Source organism: Sphingomonas sp. A2-49, assembly GCF_025548555.1.
In the GTDB taxonomy this organism is placed as follows: Bacteria; Pseudomonadota; Alphaproteobacteria; order Sphingomonadales; family Sphingomonadaceae; genus Sphingomonas.
Genome location: NZ_JAJLPA010000021.1, coordinates 26,435 through 44,612 on the forward strand (window position 1 = coordinate 26,435; position 18,178 = coordinate 44,612).

Consider the following 18,178-nt stretch of genomic DNA (forward strand, 5'->3'; position numbering starts at 1 on the left):
GGCCGAACGCGTCAGAAGGCCGCCGTCAGCGAGAACAGCGCGGTCGCCCCGGCGATGGTTCCGGTCCCGTCCTGCCCCTTGCTGAAGCTCGGCTGGAGATAGGCCGACTCACTTTTGCTGATGTCGGTGTCGACATAGGCGACGCCGATCGTCAGCGGGGTGCCGGCGATCGCATAGTCGGCGCCCAGCAACCAGTCGGCGTATTCGCCGGTCGGCGCGACGCTGGTGGCGAACGGGCCGAGGCCGTCATTGCCCTTCGAATAGCCGACATGCGCCTTCAGCGTCAGGCCGGTATTCGGCACCGCACTGCTGACGTCGCCCCACACGTAGAGGTTGTCGTTCTTGTCGCCGGGCTTGGTGTACACGCCATTCGCGGCGGCGGCGCCATTGGCATACCAGGCGCCCAGTGCCTCCTGCTTGGGCGCATAGGCGACGCCCGCGGTCAGGCCGACCGGACCGACCGTGCCGGACAGCTTGGCATAGGGTTCGATGAAGTCGGTGTTGTCGAAGCCGCCCGGATACATGTACCACGTCGCACCGACGTCGAGCGTACCGCCGCCGACCGGGAGCTTGTATCCCGCGATCAGGTCCAGTTCCATGTTGGCACCGCCGAAGGTGCCCCAGCCGGCAAGGTTCGACCCCCAGGTGCCGATGTAGAAACCGCTTTCATGCGCGATCGTGATGCCGCCCTGGACGGCAAGCTGCTTGTCGCTTTGCGATACGCCCCGGAACCGGTAATCGGACACCAGACCGACGCTGCCGGTGACGGTGACCGCCTTGGGCGGGGCGGTTTCCTGCGCGGCGGCAGGAAGCGCGACGAACGCCGCAAGCGATGCTGCGGCCAGGCTCAGATACTTCATGGGACCCCTTTCGAACGGTTGGAAGGGTCCCTCCTGCGTCCGGGCCGCCGGCGCGCTCGATCTGCTGTCGCAGACGGGCACCAGTCATTCCCGAACGCCTCTTCGCTATCGCAGCATTATGTCTCTATTGTGTCCGCATTGTAACGATGGATTTCTGGTTTTCGATCAATGCGCGAGTGCGGCAGTCTTGCCACGCGCACCGAGCAGTTCGACCGCGTCTCCGGCGGCGCGGCGGCGCTGGAACCAGTCCTTGATGAGCTCGGCGCAAGTGTGGTCGACCGTAGTGAGGCCGGTGACGTCGAGCCGCACCGGCTGGCCCGCGGGCGCGCGCTCCAGCGTGTCGGACAGCTTGGGCAGCGATACGAAGGTCGCGGAGCCCGACAGGTTGATCGCATGCGCGCCGGCGAGTTCGCCTTCCGAGACGACGAGGCCCAGCCGCCGCAGGTGCGGCACTAGTTCGAGCATCGACAGGCCGATGCCGACCAGCACGCCGGTCAACAGGTCCTCCGCCACGACGGTGACGAGCGTCGCCAGCCAGATGAATGCGGGCAGCGGGCCGTAGTGCGAGAACAGGTGGCGCGCGTGGCTGAGGCTGACGAGCCGCCAGCCGGTGACGACCAGGATCGCGCCGAGCGCCGCCATCGGGATCTCGCGCAACACCCAGGGCAGCAGCGCGACGAAACCGAGGATCCAGATTCCGTGGAAGATCGTGGACATGCGGGTCGTCGCCCCGGCCTGAACGTTGGCCGACGAGCGCACGATCACGCCGGTCATCGGCAGCGCCCCGGCAAGGCCGCAGAGCAGGTTGCCCACGCCCTGCGCGCGCAGTTCCTTGTTGTAATTGGTGCGCACGCCGTCGTGCATCCGGTCGACCGCCGCCGCCGACAGCAGCGTTTCGGCGCTGGCGATGAAGGCGATGGCGAGCGCCGCCGCGATGATCGACGGGTCCATCCACTTGGCGAGCAGGCCGGGGCCGGGCAGCGCGATCGCCGAGGCGATCGACTGCGGCACATTGACGTGCGAGACGTCGAGGCTGAACGCCATCGCCGCAAAGGTGCCCGCGAGCACGCCGACGAGCGCGCCGGGGACGAGCTTCATCGACGCCGGGCGCAGCTTTTCCCAGCCGAGCATCGCGGTGATCGTCAGCACGCCGATGCCGAAGGCGAGCTCGGCGGACTGGATGTTGTCCGCCGACAGGCCGAAGATGCGGCCGGGGGCGGCGGCGAGGTTCTGGAGGCCGCTGGGCAGCGGCTTGGCGTCGAACAGGACGTGGAACTGGCCGACGACGATCAGCACGCCGATCCCGGCGAGCATGCCGTGGACGACGGCGGGGCTGATCGCGCGGAACCAGCCGCCGAGCCGCGCGATCCCCGCGACGACCTGGATCAGGCCGGCGAGGATCAGGATCGGGCCGAGCGCCGACAGGCCCTGGTCACGGACAAGCTCGAACACCACGACGGCAAGACCGGCGGCGGGGCCGCTGACCTGGAGCGGCGATCCGGCGAGCGAACCGACGACGATGCCGCCGATGATGCCGGTGATGAGGCCCTTTTCCGGCGGCACGCCGGACGCCACCGCGATCCCCATGCACAGCGGCATCGCGACGAGGAAGACGACGATCGATGCGGTGAGATCGCGCGTGACGACCGGCATCGACGGGAGTTTGAAGGCGCCCGGCATGGCCATCACTCCGCCGCCTGGGCGAATTCGACGTCGGACGCCTGCCGCGGCGCGGCGGGCAGCGCGACGGGGAAGTCCTCGCCCTCGTTCAGCGGGCGGAAGCGGTTGGTCAGGCCGTCGAGCGCCAGCACGCTGCCGTCGTGGATGTCGACGAACCAGCCGTGCAGCGAGATCTTGCCCTGCGCGATGCCCGCGGCGACCGAGGGATGCGTGCGCAGGTGCGCGAGCTGCGCGACGACGTTTTCGAGGCTGAGCGCGCGGATGCGTTCGCCCGCGGTGAGTTCGGGATAGGTCTGGTCGACGATCTGCCGTGCGGCCGCACCGTGCTTCAGCCAGTTGGCGACCGTCGGGACGGAGGCGAGAGCGGCGGGATCGCCGGCGAGGCCCTTCATCGCGCCGCAGTCGGAATGGCCGCAGACGATGATGTCCTGCACCCCCAGCACGGCGACGGCATATTCCACCGTGGCGGACACGCCGCCGGTCTGGAGCGCGTAGGGCGGCACGATGTTGCCGGCGTTGCGGCAGACGAACAGGTCGCCCGGCTGCGCCTGCATGATATGTTCGGGAACGATCCGCGAATCGGCGCAGGAGATCATCAGCGCCTTCGGACTCTGCCCCTGCGACAGCGTGGAATAGAGGGCATGCTGGCCGTGGAAGACCGTCTTGCCGAAACTCACGACGCGACCGAGCAGTTCGTTCACGGGGGATACTCCTGGGGGCGGCGGAGGCCGCTGCGACCGGAATATCTACACGGCCGACCTTGCTGCGACGCCGCGCGAACGTTTTAAAGTGTTGCCGGCGTTTCCGGGACGCGCGCGCCCTAGCGGGGCAGGTGGATCGCCGCGCGCAGCCCGCCGACGTCCCGGTTCGACAGAGTCAGCGTGCCGCCCTCCGTCTCGACGATCCGCGCGACGATCGGCAGGCCCAGGCCGAAGCCGACGGTGTCGCGCGGGCGGGCGGTGTCGAGGCGTACGAACGGTTCGAGCACGCGGCGCAGCTGGTCCTCGGGGATGCCCGCGCCGTCGTCCTCGACGATCAGCGTGACGCCCGCGGCCGCGCTCTCCAGCCGGATCGCGACGTTCCCGGCATAATGCAGCGCGTTCTCGACGAGGTTGCCGAGCGCGCGCCTCAGCGCGACCGGGCGCACCGTCACCTCGCAATGCGCCGGCCCGTCGTAGACGCCGGGCAGTCCGCGATCCTCGACGTCGTCGATCAGCGTCGCGCACAGCACCGCGACGTCGGTCAGCACCGGGGGTTCGGGTTCGCTGTCGCCGCCGAGGAAGGCGAGCAGCGAGGTCACCATCGCCTCCATCTCGCCGATGTCGCGCTGGATCGCCGCGCGCGTCGCGGGATCGTCGACGCCGTCGGCGCGCAGCCGCAGCCGGGCGAGCGGCGTGCGCAGGTCGTGGCCGACCGCGGCCAGCGCCTGCGTCCGGTCGGCGATCAGCCGCTGGATGCGCGCGGCCATGCGGTTGAACGCGGCGACGACGCGGCGCACCTCGCCGGGGCCGGCCTCCGGGATGGGATCGTGTTCGGTGTCGCCGAAGCTGTCCGCGGCGACGGCGAGCTGCCGCATGGGCCGCAGCGACCGGCGGATCAGCAGCCCGCCGAGCGTCATCAGCGCCAGCGCCGGGATCAGCGCGAGCAGGATCCGCTCTGCGGCGAGGTTCAGGTTCTGCAACGGTTCGAGCGTGCGGAAATACAGCCAGCTGCCGTCGGGCAATTGCAGCCCGCCGGTGACCACCGAACTGCGCCCCGGCGAGGTGAGCTTGAGCCGCAGGTCGGTGGTCGCGAGCGAGGGTTCCCATTCCACCACCTGGTGCCGCATGCCGTCGAGCGCGGGGGCAATCGGCGGCGGCGCGGGCAGGTCGCGCTGCCAGTGCACCGCATAGCGTTCGGTGGTGAGGTCCTCCGCCATGTCGTGGCGCAGCGCGGGCGGCTGTTCGGTCACCAGCCGCCGCGCGATGACCAGATGTTCGGCGAGCCGCCGCGCCTCGTCGTCGCGCACCGCGAACTGGCTCGCGCGTTCATAGAGCAAGGTGCTGACGCCGAATTCGATGACCATCGTCAGCAGCAGGATCGCGACGATCTGGCCGATCAGGCCGATCGATGGCTGGACGAAGCGCTTCATCGCGCGCGCGTCGCGCCCCTCGCGATCAACGGCGCGTGACCTCGGTGTTGAGCATGTAGCCGACGCCGCGCACGGTGATGATCGGCGCGTCCTTGCCCGCGCTCGACAATTTGCGGCGCAGGCGGCTGATGAGGACGTCGATGCTGCGATCCGAACTGTCGCCCAGCCGCGTGCGCGACAGTTCGATCAGCCGTTCGCGCGCGATGACGCGGCCGGCATGTTCGGCGAGGCTGACGAGCAGGTCGAATTCGGCGCCGGTCAGGTCGACCACCGCACCGGTCGGCGAGGTCAGCTCGCGGCGCGGCAGCGTCACCTGCCACCCGTCGAAGGTCAGCACGCCCTCCTCGCGTTCGCCCGGGCGGCGTTCCAGCGTGCCGCGGCGCAGGACGGCGCGGATGCGGGCGATCAGCTCGCGGCTGCCGAACGGCTTGGCGATATAGTCGTCGGCGCCGAGTTCGAGCCCGACGACGCGGTCGGTCTCGCTGCCCTTGGCGCTGATGAAGATGATCGGGACCTCGCTCTTCTGACGCAGCGCGCGGCACAGGTCGATGCCGCTGGTGCCCGGCAGCATGATGTCGAGCAGGATCAGGTCGACGGGGCCGGCCTCCAGCGCCAGCCACATTTCGGGCGCGGCGGAGGCGGGGCGGACGAGATAGCCGTTTTCCTGAAGCGCGCGGGTGGTGAGGGTGCGGAGGGCGGGATCGTCCTCGACCAGAAGGATCGTGGGGGCGGTCATGGCGGCGAGACGTACGCAGACGCGCGCCGGGGGTCAACCGAGCCATGGCCGTCCGCGGCCGATCCGGAACCTCCGGCACGGTCGGGCGTCGTTACGGCAAGGCAGGGGTTCCCTTCGTCCTTTGACCGAAGAGGGGGGCTCCTGCCGACCCTGTTCAGTCCGCCGCCACCGGACCGTGCCCGCCCTTCGGCCGGCGGGTGAACCAGACGATCACGATCAGCGCCGCGCACAGCCACGCCGACACGCGGAACAGGTCGGTCGAGGCGAGCAGGTACGCCTGGCCCACCATCTGGCGGGTGACCGCGGCCGCCGCCTGTGTCGAGGTCGCGCCCATGCGTTGCAGCGCGTCGGTCGCCATGCGCAGCGGCATGCCCTGGCCGATCGCTTCGGCAAGGCGGCTCTGGTGCAGCGCTTCGCGCCGGTCCCAGGCGGTCGTTATGATCGATGCGGCGAACGATCCTGCGACGATGCGCGCGAAGTTGGAGATGCCGGTCGCGGACGGCAGGCGTTCGGGCGGGATTCCGTCGAGCGAGATGGTGAGCATCGACAGGAAGAACACGCTCATCGCGACGCCCTGCACCAGCAATGGCAGCATGAAATCCCACGAACTCGCCGAGGTCGTGTAGCCCGATCGCATCCAGTAGGAGATGGCGAAGGCGGTGAAGGCGACGGTGGCGAGGATGCGCGCGTCGATCTTGCCCGACAGGCGCGCGGCGAGCGGCGACAGGAACACCGCGACCATGCCGCTGGGCGCGGCGATCAGCCCGGCCCAGGTGGCGGTGTAGCCGAGCTGCGTCTGCAACCACAGAGGCAGGATCAGGATGTTGGCGAAGAACACCGCATAGCCGAGGCAGAAGGCGATGTTGCCGATCGCGAAGTTGCGGCCCCTGAACAGCGACAGGTCGACCGCCGGATTGGCGTCGGTCAGCTCCCAGATCACCCAGACGACGAAGCCGATCGCCGCCACCACCGCGAGCACGCAGATCGTCGTGTCGTGGAACCAGTCGGCATTCTTGCCGAGGTCGAGCATGATCTGGAGCGCGCCGACCCAGACGACCAGCAGCCCCAGCCCGACGGTGTCGATCGGCAGCTTGCGCGTCGGCGTCTCGCGGTCCTTCAGCCCGTTCCAGCACACCAGCGCGGTGAAGATGCCGAAGGGCACGTTGATGAGGAAGATCCAGCTCCAGTGATAATTGTCACTGATATAGCCGCCCAGGATCGGCCCCATCACCGGCCCGACCAGCGTGGTGATCGACCAGACGCCCAATGCGGTACTGCGCTTGTCCGAGGGGAAGACGGAGATCAGCAGCGCCTGGCTGCCCGGCATCATCGGGCCGGACACCGCGCCCTGGATGATGCGGAACACGATCAGCGATTGCAGGCTCCACGCGATGCCGCACAGGAACGAGGCGAGCGTGAACAGCGCGACCGCGGTGCAGAAGGTGCGCACCACCCCGAACCGGCCCATCAGCCAGCCGGTCAGCGGCACCGCGACGCCGTTCGCCACCGCGAAGGCGGTGATGATCCAGGTCGAATTGTCGCTCGACACGCCGAGGTTGCCGGCGATCGTCGTCAGCGACACGTTCGCGATCGTGGTGTCGAGCACCATCATGAACGTGCCGAGCGCCAGTGCGAAGGCGATCAGGCCGAGCTTGCCGCCGGTCAGCGGCGCGGGTTGGGCGGGGGCGGGCATCAGATATCGCTCTGCTGAAGGCCATCGCCTTCACCCTCGCCACCCGGCTGCGCCGGGCAGGCCCCTTTCCTCTCCCGGCGGGAGAGGGAGGGAGGCGCGACGCGCCGGAAGGGTAAGGACGAGGGGCCGGTCACCGGTTGGCGGCGATGATCTGGCGGATGCGCGCCTCGACCGCGGGGTCGCCGCCGTCGGTGGGTTTGCGGCCATAGGCCTGCGCCGCGGGCCGGCCGAGCCGCTGGCCGCCGAGATCGGCGGTATCGACGGTCGCGTTGACCGACAGGCCGACGCGCAGCGGATTGCGCCGCAGCTCGCCGGGATCGAGGCCGATCCGCACCGGCACGCGCTGCACGATCTTGATCCAGTTGCCGCTGGCGTTCTGCGGCGGCAACAGCGCGAAGGCGTTGCCCGACCCTGCGCCGACGCCGATCACGCGGCCATGAAAGACGACGTCGTCGCCATACATGTCTGCGGTGACGCTGACCGGCTGGCCGATGCGCAGGTCCTTCAGCTGCGTCTCGCGGAAATTGGCGTCGACCCAGACCTTGTCGAGCGGCACGACCGCCATCAGCGGCGTGCCCGGTGCGACCTGCTGCCCGATCTGCACCGTGCGCTGCGCGACGACGCCATCGATCGGCGCGACGATATGCATGTGGCTGCGCGTGATCGCGGCGCGGCGATAGGCGGCGGCGGCGGCGAGCACCGCGGGATTGGTGCTGGTGTCGGTGCCCTGGACCGCGGAGCGCGACTGCGCCTGCTGGCTCTGCGCGAGCGCGAGCGTGGCGCGGGCGACCTTCACCGCATCGGCGGCGTGCGCGAGTTCCTCGCCCGAGATCGCGCCCTGCGCCGCGGCGCCCTGGCGGCGGCCATAGTCGGCGGTCGCGGCGGCGAGCTGCGCACGCGCCTGGACGACGCCGGCGCCGCTTTCGGACACCTTGGATATGTCGGCGCGGGTGGCGCGGACGGCGCGCGCCAGCTCCGCCTCCGCCGAGGCGAGCGCGACGTCGGCGGTCGCGGGATCGAGGTCGAGCAACGGCGCGCCGGCCTTCACCGTCTGCGTGTTGTCGGCGTGGATCGCGGTGATCTGTCCGGGATCGCGCGCGGTGATCGCGACGACGTCGCCCGCGACATAGGCGTCGTCGGTCTCCTGTTCCGGCTTGGCGAGCAGGAAGTGGAAGACCGCCCAGACGATCAGGCCGATCGCCACCACGACGGCGAGGATCAGCAGGCCGCGGCGGCGCGCGCGGGGCTTGCCGCCGGCCGCCGCCTCGGGCTGCGGCGAGGCGTCGGGGGCGGACGCGGGCGTGTCGGTCATCGGCGGGGTTCCTGCGGATTGAAGCCGCCCCCGAGCGCCAGCACCAGCGCGACGCGCTGACGGGCTGCCTGGGCGGTGAGATTGACCTGGGCCAGCTCGGCGTCGAGCAGGCGGACGTCGTTGTCGACGAGGTCGAGGCGGCTATCGAGGCCGCTCGACACGCGGATCGCGTTGAGCCGGTTGGTTTCGCCGAAGCCGCGCACGATCTCGGCGGTGCGATCGCGCTGCTGCGCCAGATTGCCGACCAGCGCGATCGCGTCCGCCGCCTCGCGCACCGCTCCAATGACGCGGTCGTTATAGTCGGCGGTGGCGAGGTCGAGTGCGGCGTCGGCACCGGCAAGGTCGGCCTTCAGCCGGCCGTTGTCGAACAGCGGCAGGTGGATCGCGGGGCCGGCGCCCGCCGTCCCCGCATCGAGGCTGAGCAGGTTGCCGAGGCCGATCGCCTGAAAGCCCGCCAGCGCGGCGAGGTTGACGTCGGGATAGAAGGCGCGGCGCGCGACCTGGCGGCCGGCGGCGGCGGCGGCGATCCGCGCCTGTGCCGCGGCGATGTCGGGACGGCGGGCGAGCAGGTCGGCGGGCACCCGCGCCGGCAAGGGCAGCGCGGCGTCGAGGCGCAGCGTCGCCGGCCGGATCGCGGCGGCATAATCGGGACCGCGCCCGGCCAGCGCGGCCAGCGCGTTGGTGGCGATCGCCCTCGACCCCTCGGCGCGGATGAGGGCGGTACGGGCCTGCGCCAGCAGCGTCTGCGCCGCGGTCGCATCGAGCTTGCTCGCCAGCCGGTTGCGGACGCGGACCCCGACCAGCCGCACCGAATCCTGCCGGGTCGCGATCGTGCGGCGCGCGATCGTCGCCTCCGCCTCGGCGCGTGCGAGATCGATATAGGTCTGGACGACCGCGCCGGCGATCGCCAGCCGCGCCGCGGCGAGATCGAGCGCGGCGGCGCGGGTCGATGCCCGCGCGCCCTCGATCGCCGCCTTCTGGCGCCCGAACAGGTCGAGGTTCCACGCCAGGTTCGCCTGCGCCTGGCCGATGAAGCGAACGGTGCCGGCATAGGGCGGCGGGATCGTGTAGCGACCGGACAGGCGGGCGACCTGCGCCGATCCGTCGAGCGTCACGTCCGGCCCGTCGGCGGCGTCGCGGCCCGCCAGCACCGCCTGCGCCTGCGCGACGCGGGCAAGCGCGGCGTCCAGCGTCGGATTGCCCGCAGTCGCATCGGCGACGAGGCGGTCGAGCTGCGGATCGGCGAAGGCGGTCCACCACGCGTCCGCAATCGCCGGCGCGGGATCGGCGGCGAGGCCGAGCCGCTCGGGCGCCACCGGCGTCAGCGCGGGGTGCGATGCGGGGATGGCACAACCGCCGGCGAGCAGCGCGGCGAGGATCGGGAGCGTCGCCCGCGTCATGCCGCGACGCCGTCCTGAAGGGTGTCGCGCAGCCGGCGCAGGAGGCGGGTCAAGTCGACGATATCCTTTTCGTTCCAGCTGCCGAGCCAGCCGTTCCAGATCCCGATCACCTCGTCGCGCACGGTCGCGGCGATCGCTTCGCCCGACGGGGTCAGGGCGAGCTTGACGAGGCGGCGGTCGTCCTCGCCGCGCGCCCGCGTGATCCAGCCGCGCTCCTCGAGCGTGTCGACCAGCCGCGTCGTCGCGCCCTTGTCGTGGCCGAGGTCGCGGGCGATCTCCGCGCAGGTCGAGGCGCGGTTGAAATGCAGCGCGACCAGCGCGCTCCACTGCGTCTTGGTGATGTCGTGCGCGGCGAACAGCGGCTCGAGCGCCGCCGTCCCGAGTTGCTCGGAGCGCCGCACCAGATAGCCGATCGAGTTCTCCGGGCTGAAATTCGAGTCGGAGTAGAAGCTCATTTGGTTGCCATGGCAATGGTTGCCTTGGCAGTCAAGAATGTTGCGCGATGTTGCTGACGGCGGCGCTAACCGCTTTTTAGGGGCGGCCCGCTAGGCGAGGGGGCCTGACTTCAGGATGCCGCCCGTCATGGAATTTCCGCTCATCGCCCCCAATCCGCCGCGGCTGAGCGCGCTGAGCGAGGAATTGCGCCGGATCGAGGCGTCCGGCGTGTTCAGCAACCACGGCCCCGAGGTGCGGGCGTTCGAGGCGGACATCACCGCGCGGATGTTCGGCGGCAGCGGCGCAAGCCTGGCGGTCGCCAATGCGACGCTCGGGCTGATGGTGGCGATCCGCCAGGCGAACCCGGCGCGCTGCGGCGGGCTGCATCCGCGACCCGGCACTCTGGCGCTGATGCCCGCGCTGACTTTTGCCGCCACCGCGCAGGCGGCGAACTGGGCGGGGCTGACACCGTTGATCTGCGACATCGATCCGGCGACCTGGGCGGCGGATCCCGCACAGGAGGACGCGCTGTTCGCCCGCTACGGCGACCGGATCGGGGTGATCGTGCCCTATGCGACGTTCGGAACCGCGATCGACCTCGACCGCTACGCGCGGCTGGCGGCGGATCGCGATGCCGGCGTGGTGATCGATGCGGCGGCGTCGCTCGGCACGCTGGATGCCGACGGGCGCGGGTTCGGGACCGGCGCGCCGTTCGCCACCGTCTTCTCGATGCACGCGACCAAGACCTTTTCGGTCGCCGAGGGCGGGCTGATCCACAGCGGCGATCCCGCGCTGATCGAGCGGCTGCGCGTCATGACCAGCTTCGGGTTCGAGGGCACGCGTTCCGCCGCGGTGCCGGGAATCAACGCCAAGCTGCCCGAGGTGATCGCGCTGATGGCGCGCGCCAAGCTGGCCGAGATCGATGCGCTCTGCGATCATCGCGCCGCGATCGATGCCGCCTATCGCGATGCGCTGACCGGTTTCACCGTGCAGGCGGTGCAGGGACGGCGGCAGGCGACGCAGTTCATGCCGATGCTGCTGCCCGCCGACCTCTCGCCGCATCGCGCCGCGATCGTCGCCGCGCTGGCGGAGGACGGGGTCGGCGCCGGCACCTATTTCAGCCCGCACATCGGCGAACAGTCGCTGTTTCGCGATACGGCGGTGATCGCACCGACCCCGGTCGCCGATGCGGTCGCGGCAAGGATGCTCAGCCTGCCGATCACCGACGCGATGGCGCCGGCGGATGCGCCGGTGATCGCCGGGCGGCTGATCCGCGCGATCGAACGGGTGGCCGACGATGCCATGGCGCGGGTGGGGGAACGGGTGGATACGATGGCGGCGACGCGCGCGCTTGCGACGGTGGTGATCGGCGGCGGCCCCGCCGGCACCGCGATGCTGACCGCAGCGAGCAAGCAGGACCGGCTGGTGGCGCTGGCCGCGGCGGGCCTCGCGATCGTCGAACGGGGGGCGCAGGTGGGGCCGGGGGCACTTGGCCAATACGCGATCCGATCGGACACGACCGCCGAGACCTTCCTGTCGGCGGTGAAGGGCAATCCGCACCCCGAGCTGGCGGCGCTGGAGCATCATCCCGCCGGCCGGCTGATGCAGCGCTACGTCGCCGAACTGGGCGCGCCGCTGACCGACACCGCGCCGCTGCTCGCGGCGACCGCCGACCGGCTGCGGGCCATCGTCGCGGCGCACGGCGGCGAGGTGCTGACCGGGCATGACGCGACCAGCGTCCGCCGCACCGCCGATGGTGGCTGGGCGACGAGCGTGCGCGATGCCGCCGGTGCGACGCGCCGGCTGGTGTCGCGCAACGTGGTCGTCGCGACCGGCGGGGTGCAGACCGACGCGCAGGTCGCGGGCCGGCTGGTCGCCGGGATGCCGCTCGGCACGCTTGCCGGCAAGCGGCTGATGCGATCCGACCTGTTGCTGCGGCTGGGCGGGGTCGAACGGGCGCACGAACGCCTGCGCGGGCGTCCGGCGCCGCGTGTCGCGATCGTCGGCGCGTCGACCAGCGCGATCGCCGCGGCGGTGCTGCTGCTGAAGGCGCAGCCGGGCTTTGCCTTCGGTGCGGGCGCGGTGACGATCCTCCACCGCCAGCCGCTGCGCCCCTTCTATCCGACGATCGCCGCGGCGCATGCCGACGGCTTCCACGATTTCGACGAGAACGACGTCTGTCCGGTCAGCGGCTTCGTGCTGCGGCTGGCGGGATTGCGCCTCGAATCGCGCGAGCTGGTGCTGCGCATGCTGTCGCTCGGCGGGCGCACGCCCGACCCGCGCGTCGCCGCGCACCGGATCGCCGGCGACGACGACGCCGCCGCCCGCCGGATCGTCGCCGAGGCCGATCTGGTGATCGGCGCGCTCGGCTATCGCCCGCGGGCGGTGCCGTTGCTGGGCGTCGACGGCGCGCCGCTGGCGCTGGCGCATCACGCGGGCCGGCCGATGGTCGACCGGCATTGCCGCATCCTCGACGCGAGCGACCGGCCGGTGCCCGGCGCCTATGGCATCGGCCTGTCCGCCGGCTTCGTCCCATGGGGGCGGCTGGGCGGCGAGGCGAGCTTTCGCGGCCAGGCGAACGGGCTGTGGCTGTGGCAGAACGACGTCGGCCAGATGATCGTCGATCAGCTGCTCGGGCGGGAGGCGCAGGCCGCGGCATGACCGATCCGGTCGTCTCGGTCGTCATTCCCGGTTACAACGGCGCGGACTTCATCGGCGCGACGCTGGCCTCGCTCGGCGCGCAGACGCTGACCGATTGGGAAGCGATCGTGGTCGACGACCGGTCGACCGACGCGACGCGCGATATCGTGCGCGACTGGGCCGATCCGCGCGTGCGGCTGGTCGAGCAGGCGGAGAACGGCGGCCCGGTACGGGCGCGCAACCGCGGCGTCGCACTGGCGCGCGGACGCTATATCGCCGGGCTCGACCAGGACGACCTGTGCCGGCCCGAACGGCTGGCGATGCAGGTCGCCTATCTTGAGGCGCATCGCGACGTGGCGCTGGTCGGCACGCAGGCCGAGCAACTGCGCGACGGCCGGGTGTCGGCGATGCATTATGCGCCGCACACCACGCCCGACCTGATCGCCTGGCTCAGCTGGATCGAGAATCCGGTCGTCTGGTCGACGGTGATGATCCGGGCGGACATCGCGCGGGCGCTCGATCCGTTCACCCGGCCCGAGATGCTCTATGCCGAGGATTTCGACCTCTATCATCGGGTCGCGCCGCTCGGTCGGATCGCGCGGATCGATCGCCCGCTGTTGCTCTATCGCCAGCATGCCGGCGGTGCCTCGAAGCGCTTCACCGACACGATGGAACGGGCGGCGATGCGGGTGCTCGCCGCGCGGCACGCGCCGCTGCTGGGTACGGCGGCGGCATCCGGCCTCGCGCAGTTGCTGGTGACGCACAACATGGGCGGCACGCCCGTCCCCGACCGCGCGACGCTGCTGCGACTGGGCACGGGCATCGCGACGCTGCAGGCCGCGTTCCTCGCGGCGCACCGCCCGGACCGGGAGAGCGCGCGGCTGATCCGCTGGGAAACGGCGCGGCGCTGGGCACGGATCGGGCGCGCGGGGCTGCGTTCGGGAACGGTCGGGCTCGCCGACGTGCTGGCGGCACGGCCGCCGCACCTGGGGCTGGGCTATGCCGGGGTCGAGACGCTGCTGTGGTCGGGCGCGATCGGCGCGGTGCGACGGCTGCGCCGCGCCGCGTGACCGCGGCGGGCGCTACAGCGTCCGGATGATCCCCGAAAAGTCCGTCGTGCCGCCGCCATCGGCGACGAACGCCTCGTACAGATCGGTCGCATGCCGGCCGATCGGGGTCTGCGCGCCCGCGTCCGTCGCGGCCTGCATCGCCAGCCGCAGGTCCTTCAGCATCAGCGCGGCAGCGAACCCGCCCCGATAGTCGTGGTCGGCGGGGGTGTCGGGGCCGACGCCGGGGACCGGGCAATAGCTGGTCATCGACCAGCTCTGCCCCGAACTCACCGACGAAATGTCGTAGAAGGTCTGGAGGTCGAGGCCGAGCCGCTCGGCCAGCTTGAACGCCTCGCACGTCGCGATCATCGTCGCGCCGAGCAGCATGTTGTTCGCCATCTTCGCCGCCTGGCCCGCGCCGCTCGCGCCGGCGTGGATCACCGCCTTGCCCATGTCGGCGAGGAACGGGCGCGCGCGGTCGAACGCCTCGGCCGCGCCGCCGACCATGAAGGTCAGCGTGCCCGCATTCGCCGCGCCGATCCCGCCCGACACCGGCGCGTCGACCGCCGCCAGCCCGCGCGCCACGGCCTGCTCCGACACGCGGCGGGCGGTGGCGACGTCGATCGTCGAACAGTCGATCAGGATCGCCGACGACGGCGCGTGGCCGAACACGGCGTCGGCATAGACGCCCTCGACATGGGTGCCAGCGGGCAGCATCGTGACGATCGCCTCCGCGCCCTCGACCGCGTCCACCGCGGTCCCGACGGGCAGGCAGCCCGCCTCCTTCGCCCGTGCCAGCGCATCGGCGCTGAGGTCGAAGGCGCGGACGTCATGGCCCTTCTTCGCCAGGTTGGCGGCCATGCCGCCGCCCATGTTGCCCAGCCCGATGAAGGCGACGCGTGCCATGATATGCTCCTCTCGTTACCGTTCGTGCCCCCCGCACCGCCGGGGTATGGGCGGGGTTACTGGCGGATCAGGTCCCGCCCGACGATCATCCGCATCACCTGGTTGGTGCCCTCCAGGATCGAATGGACGCGCAGGTCGCGCCAGAAGCGTTCGATCGGATAGTCCATCAGATAACCGTAGCCGCCGTGCAGCTGGAGCGCGCGGTCGACGACGCTCGATCCGGTATCGGTGGCGAGCCGCTTCGCCATCGCCGCGAAGCGCGTCTTGTCGGGGGCGTTGTCGGTCACCTTGGCGGCGGCGACGTACAGCAGGGCGCGTGCCGCCTCCAGCTCGGTCGCCATGTCGGCGAGCATGAACTGCGTGTTCTGGAACTCGGCGATCGCGGTGCCGAACTGCTTGCGGTCCTTGGTATAGCGTACCGCCTCGTCGAGGCAGCGCTGCGCGCCGCCGAGGCTGCATGCGCCGATGTTGAGCCGGCCGCCGTCGAGCCCCATCATCGCGATGCGGAACCCTTCGCCCTCGCCGCCGACCATGTTCTCGGCGGGTACGCGGACGTTGTCGAACGTCACCTGCCGCGTCGGTTGCGAATGCCAGCCGAGCTTGCGCTCGTTCGCACCGAACGACACGCCGGGCATGTCCTTTTCGATCACCAGCGCGGAAATGCCCCTGGGGCCGTCCTCGCCGGTGCGGACCATGGTCACGTACACCTCGTTCTCGCCGGCGCCCGAGATGAACTGCTTCGACCCCGTCACCAGCCAGTCGTCGCCGTCGCGGACCGCGCGCGTCTTGAGCGCCGCGGCATCCGATCCCGAACCCGGTTCGGTCAGGCAATAGCTCGCCAGCCGGTCCATCGTGACGAGGTCGGGGAGGTATTTCGCCTTCACCGCCGCGCCGCCGAAGCGGTCGATCATCCACGACGCCATGTTGTGGATCGAGATGAATGCCGAGGTGGAGGGACAGCCATAGGCCATCGCCTCCATGATGAGTGCCGCCTCGAGCCGGCCGAGCGCGATGCCGCCGCTCTCCTCGCTGACGTAGATCGCGGCGAAGCCCAGCTCCGCCGCCGCCTTGATCGTGTCGCGGGGAAAGACGTGGCCCTCGTCCCACGCCGCCGCGAACGGCGTGATCCGGTCGGCGGTGAAGCGCGCGGCGAGATCGCGGATCTCGCGCTGGTCGTCGGTCAGGTCGAACTGGTTCATCATGTCCCTCAGGCCGGGCAGCGGCTGTAGCGGAAGGAGCCCGCGGGTTGTTTCGTCTCGCGTAGCAGCGTGCGGCCGTCGCCCACCGCCGTCAGCGTCGTCGCCTCGGTCCAGGTCTGGCCTTCGCCGCTCATCGCGAGGTCGAAGACGATCTGGCCCGGCTGCGTCTGTCGCACATGCGTCGCGGTGCCGCGCGATTCGTAGAAGGCCAGGCGGTCGCCGGCGATCGTCAGCAGCCCCTTGGCATCGGCGCGGCCGGCCTCGCAATCGGCCGAGCCCATCCCCCAGCGGCCCTGGAATGCCGCCGGTATGCCCGCGACCGGCGACGCGCCGATGCTGGGCAGCGGCACCGGCGACACCGCCGCGCCGTTGCCGGGGGGATCGAGCGGCACGAGCGTGTTCTGCGGATCGACCGACAGAGTGTCGGACACCGGCTCGACCGCCGCGCTGCCGCCGCTGCCTTCGTTGTTGGCGCTCTCGCCGCCGCCCGAACAGGCGGCGAGCATCAGGGCGGCGGCGGCGAGTGTCGTGACGTGGCGCATGGCGTTCATCCCATCGTGGGTATGACGAACGCGTCCTGGATGCGACTGGGTCCACCGTCCTCGCTGCCGGGTGCCGGCGCGGACCCGTCCGGCCAGCGCTGCGTGATCGTCTTGACCTTGGTCCAGAACTTCACGCCCTCCATGCCGTGCTGGTTGGTGTCGCCGAACGCGCTGCGCTTCCAGCCGCCGAAGCTGTGATAGGCGACCGGCACCGGGATCGGCACGTTGATGCCGACCATCCCGACGTTGACCCGCGCGGCGAATTCGCGCGCGGCATGGCCGTTGCGGGTGAAGATCGCGACGCCGTTCCCGTACTGGTGCTCGCTGGGCAGCCGGATCGCGGTTTCGAAATCGGGCGCGCGGACGATCTGGAGGACGGGACCGAAGATTTCTTCCCTGTACGCCGACATGGCGGGCGTGACCCGGTCGAACAGCGTCGGGCCGACGAAGAAACCCTGTTCATGCCCCTGGAGCGTGAAGCCGCGGCCGTCGACGACCAGCTCGGCGCCCTCGTCGACGCCGGTCTGGATCCAGTTTTCGACGCGCTGCTTGTGCGCGGCATTCACCACCGGGCCGTAATGCGCCTGATCGTCGGTCGAGACGCCGACGCGCAGCGCCGCGATCGCCGGGATCAGCTTCTCGCGCAGCGCATCCGCGGTCTTGTCGCCGACCGGCACCACGACGGGCAGCGCCATGCAGCGTTCGCCCGCCGAGCCGAATGCGGCACCGGACAGATCGGCGACGACCTGGTCGAGGTCGGCGTCGGGCATGACGATGCCGTGGTTCTTGGCGCCGCCCATCGCCTGCACGCGCTTGCCGGCCTCGACCCCGCGGCGATAGACGTAATGCGCGATGTCGGACGAGCCGACGAAGCTGACGGCAGCGATCGCGGGATGGTCGAGGATTGCATCGACCATCGCCTTGTCGCCGTGGACGACCTGCAGGATGCCTTCGGGCGCACCCGCCTCCAGCATCAGCTCGGCCAGCCGCACCGGCACCGACGGATCGCGTTCCGACGGCTTGAGGATGAAGGCGTTGCCGGTCGCGATCGCGACGCCGAACATCCACATCGGGATCATGCCGGGGAAGTTGAACGGGGTGATTCCCGCGCCGATCCCGAGCGGCTGCCGCATCGAATAGACGTCGATGCCCGGCCCGGCCCCCTGGGTGTATTCGCCCTTCAGGATGTGCGGGATGCCGCAGCAGAATTCGATCACCTCCAGCCCGCGCTGGATGTCGCCCTTGCTGTCGGCGATCACCTTGCCGTGCTCGGACGAGAGCAGGTGCGCGAGCGCGTCCATGTTCGCCTCGACCAGCTCCTTGAAGCGGAACATGACGCGGGCACGGCGCTGCGGGTTGGTCGCCGCCCAGCCCGGCTGCGCGCGCTGCGCCGCGGCAACCGCGCGGTCGAGATCCGCCTGCGTGCCGAAGGCGACGCGCGCCTGCACCCGTCCGGTGTTGGGATCGAAGACGTCGCCGTGACGGCCGGCGTCGCCGGACGGCGCCCCGCCGGCATCGCCGACGATGAAATGATCGATGGTGCGCATGAACCTCTCCGTTCGTTATCCGAACGATCGGCCCTGACGCCATTGCAG

The 18,178-nt window shown here is 70.8% G+C and carries 15 protein-coding genes; 2 read left to right on the forward strand and 13 right to left on the reverse strand.

What is annotated here, in order from left to right:
- Positions 1-11 precede the first annotated feature (11 nt).
- From LPN01_RS14830 to LPN01_RS14870, 9 genes are all read right to left on the reverse strand, one after another.
- Complete coding sequence (locus LPN01_RS14830; protein WP_262829194.1) at positions 12-860, reverse strand: TorF family putative porin; 849 nt, start codon at positions 858-860, stop codon at positions 12-14.
- 165 nt (positions 861-1,025) lie between these two features.
- Complete coding sequence (locus LPN01_RS14835) at positions 1,026-2,540, reverse strand: SulP family inorganic anion transporter (protein WP_262829195.1); 1,515 nt, start codon at positions 2,538-2,540, stop codon at positions 1,026-1,028.
- Between the two features lie 5 nt (positions 2,541-2,545).
- Positions 2,546-3,241, reverse strand: a complete 696-nt coding sequence (locus LPN01_RS14840; protein ID WP_262829196.1) for a carbonic anhydrase — start codon at positions 3,239-3,241, stop codon at positions 2,546-2,548.
- Between the two features lie 119 nt (positions 3,242-3,360).
- The gene (locus tag LPN01_RS14845; RefSeq protein WP_262829197.1) at positions 3,361-4,671 is read right to left on the reverse strand and encodes an ATP-binding protein; all 1,311 of its coding nucleotides are present in this window, start codon (positions 4,669-4,671) and stop codon (positions 3,361-3,363) included.
- A gap of 25 nt (positions 4,672-4,696) precedes the next feature.
- Positions 4,697-5,407, reverse strand: coding sequence for a response regulator (locus LPN01_RS14850; RefSeq protein ID WP_262829198.1), 711 nt, complete (start codon positions 5,405-5,407; stop codon positions 4,697-4,699).
- 154 nt (positions 5,408-5,561) lie between these two features.
- Complete coding sequence (locus tag LPN01_RS14855) at positions 5,562-7,100, reverse strand: DHA2 family efflux MFS transporter permease subunit (RefSeq protein WP_262829199.1); 1,539 nt, start codon at positions 7,098-7,100, stop codon at positions 5,562-5,564.
- Positions 7,101-7,230: 130 nt separating this feature from the next.
- Positions 7,231-8,412, reverse strand: coding sequence for an efflux RND transporter periplasmic adaptor subunit (locus tag LPN01_RS14860; RefSeq protein WP_262829200.1), 1,182 nt, complete (start codon positions 8,410-8,412; stop codon positions 7,231-7,233).
- A complete protein-coding gene (locus tag LPN01_RS14865; RefSeq protein ID WP_262829201.1) occupies positions 8,409-9,812 on the reverse strand; it encodes an efflux transporter outer membrane subunit in 1,404 nt (467 codons plus the stop codon). The genes LPN01_RS14860 and LPN01_RS14865 overlap by 4 nt, the downstream gene beginning before the upstream one ends.
- The gene (locus LPN01_RS14870; protein WP_262829202.1) at positions 9,809-10,267 is read right to left on the reverse strand and encodes a MarR family winged helix-turn-helix transcriptional regulator; all 459 of its coding nucleotides are present in this window, start codon (positions 10,265-10,267) and stop codon (positions 9,809-9,811) included. The genes LPN01_RS14865 and LPN01_RS14870 overlap by 4 nt, the downstream gene beginning before the upstream one ends.
- Positions 10,268-10,394: 127 nt before the next feature.
- Between LPN01_RS14870 and LPN01_RS14875 the strand changes: the two genes are divergently transcribed.
- Positions 10,395-12,908: a DegT/DnrJ/EryC1/StrS family aminotransferase gene (locus LPN01_RS14875; protein ID WP_262829203.1), complete on the forward strand. Its 2,514-nt coding sequence runs from the start codon at positions 10,395-10,397 to the stop codon at positions 12,906-12,908.
- Entirely contained in the window at positions 12,905-13,957 is a 1,053-nt protein-coding gene (locus LPN01_RS14880; protein ID WP_262829204.1) for a glycosyltransferase family 2 protein, read from the forward strand. The genes LPN01_RS14875 and LPN01_RS14880 overlap by 4 nt, the downstream gene beginning before the upstream one ends.
- 12 nt (positions 13,958-13,969) lie before the next feature.
- Here the strand turns inward: LPN01_RS14880 and mmsB are convergent, their stop codons facing one another.
- The 4 genes from mmsB to LPN01_RS14900 are packed head-to-tail and all read right to left on the reverse strand — an operon-like array spanning position 13,970 to position 18,130.
- Entirely contained in the window at positions 13,970-14,842 is an 873-nt protein-coding gene (gene mmsB, locus LPN01_RS14885; protein ID WP_262829205.1) for a 3-hydroxyisobutyrate dehydrogenase, read from the reverse strand.
- A 56-nt stretch (positions 14,843-14,898) separates the two neighbouring features.
- The gene (locus LPN01_RS14890; protein ID WP_262829206.1) at positions 14,899-16,044 is read right to left on the reverse strand and encodes an acyl-CoA dehydrogenase family protein; all 1,146 of its coding nucleotides are present in this window, start codon (positions 16,042-16,044) and stop codon (positions 14,899-14,901) included.
- Between the two features lie 5 nt (positions 16,045-16,049).
- Positions 16,050-16,583, reverse strand: coding sequence for a hypothetical protein (locus LPN01_RS14895; RefSeq protein ID WP_262829207.1), 534 nt, complete (start codon positions 16,581-16,583; stop codon positions 16,050-16,052).
- 5 nt (positions 16,584-16,588) lie between these two features.
- Complete coding sequence (locus tag LPN01_RS14900) at positions 16,589-18,130, reverse strand: CoA-acylating methylmalonate-semialdehyde dehydrogenase (RefSeq protein ID WP_262829208.1); 1,542 nt, start codon at positions 18,128-18,130, stop codon at positions 16,589-16,591.
- Between the last annotated feature and the right edge of the window lie 48 nt (positions 18,131-18,178).